The following is a 1,666-nucleotide window of genomic DNA, read 5'->3' as shown; positions in this document are numbered from 1 at the left end:
GCCAATTTGCGCTTCGAGCCGATTGAGTCAATTCGGGAAGTGAACGAGACAAAGGCAAGCCATGCGCTTGCCTTTGTCGTTACTGCGCATAACCGTGATGCGCGAGCTTCTCGATGTTATGCACCAGGCAGAACAGCTTCCACTGCACGTCAACTTTGATACGACCGCGCAGCGTGAAGCGGTTGAGCTTCTTGTTGTGACGCAGGTTGCCGAACACCGGTTCCATGATCCCCAAGCGCCTGCCATACAAGGATCTGCCCTGTGGCGAATCGATACGCCGCTTCATCCGGTCGGTATGGCTTTCTGCGACGGCCTTGCCGAGGAAGATCGCTACCTGCCTTGTCTTGGTCTTGTCCGGCGTGCGCAGGCACTTGTCACGATGTGTGCAAGGCAAGCAGTCGCGCTGCGCTCCCTGGAATTTGATGGCCGCATAACCATTGATGCGGCAGTTGCTGCCGGTCCGGTACAGTTTCTTGCCCGCCGGGCAGATGCAGGTCTTGTGTTTTGGGTCGTAGCTGAAATGCCGCGCCTGGTACAGGCGCTTGCCATCGTCCGGTGCGCTCTTGTTGTAGAGAGGATCGGGTTGCTGTTTGTGCCTGTCCTGGGTGGCAAAGCGCTCGTCGCGTGAGCGCATGTTGTTGTCCGCAATGAGCGCATTCACTCCCATCGCATCGAGTGCCTTCAGGTTGGCTTCGCTGTGATAGCCGGCATCTGCCGTGAGGATCGAATCATCGGTGATCAGGCCATGGATCGCCTCGACCATCGGCATCAACAGCTCCTGTTCGCTGCCGGTGCCGTGCGCTTGCGCTTCCACGATCACCTGATGCTTGCCGTCGACGGCGGCCACACCGGCATAGCCTTGAATGACGCCTTTGGAGGTCGCCATCTTGGCGCTGTCGCCGTCGGTGCGATTACTCTTGCGTACACTGCCCTTGCTGCCGCGCCGCTCCTCTGGATGGGCACTCAGCCATTGTCGGATTTGCGCAGCTTCGCGTTCGAGCGATGCTACGCGCTGCGCCGCCTTTGCTTCCAGGCCTGCTTCAATGGAAGACTTGTCGGCGTGTTGATGGCGTGCCAGCATGGCTTGCGCCGCGGCTTCCAACTTCTCGACCTGGCGCTCGAAGTCGGCGCGCGTACCGCTCTTGCTCTTGGAGGCATTGCTTGGCAGTTTCACGCCATCAATGGCGAACATCTCGCGCCCGATCAAGCCTTGGCGATCACAGATAAACAGCACCTGGCTGAAGATACGGCTGATGTCCTCGCCCAACGTACTGACAAAATCGGCGATGGTGGTGAAATGCGGTGCATGGTCGCCGCACAGGGCGATGAATGTCACTTGTTCCCGGCAGGCGCGCTCGATGGCGCGGCTGCTGACAATGCCCCGCGAATAACCGAACAGGATGACCTTGAGCAGCAGGGCAGGCGGATAAGCAGGAGCGCCGGTGTCGTCGTTGCGAAAGCGTGCATCCAGATTGGAAAGGTCCATCTCATGGTCGAGCAGATGGTTCAACGCATGTTCGAAGGTGCCCGGCAAAAGCTGCCGCGAGAGGTCAATCGGCAGAAAGCGCGGATTGGTATCAATGTGCTTGTAACGGGCCATGGGAGAACCTCCTTGTTTCTCCCATAGACTGGTTATTGTGATAACAGTTCGAGCGTGGCAAGATGC

At 58.6% G+C, this 1,666-nt stretch carries 1 protein-coding gene; it reads right to left on the bottom strand.

From position 1 onward, the window contains the following. Positions 1-79: 79 nt before the first annotated feature. Positions 80-1,600, bottom strand: a complete 1,521-nt coding sequence (locus tag E6W33_RS26815; protein WP_136420438.1) for an IS1182 family transposase — start codon at positions 1,598-1,600, stop codon at positions 80-82. Positions 1,601-1,666: the final 66 nt, after the last annotated feature.

This window comes from Herbaspirillum sp. ST 5-3 (genome assembly GCF_004804275.1).
Lineage (GTDB): Bacteria > Pseudomonadota > Gammaproteobacteria > Burkholderiales > Burkholderiaceae_D > Noviherbaspirillum.
The sequence above is the reverse complement of the archived record's forward strand: the minus strand, read 5'-3'. Positions and strand labels throughout refer to the sequence as shown.

Excerpts from the sequence above, each read along its gene's own strand:
- E6W33_RS26815 (WP_136420438.1), bottom strand. The coding sequence starts at position 1,600 with ATGGCCCGTTACAAGCACATTGATACCAATCCGCGCTTTCTGCCGATT.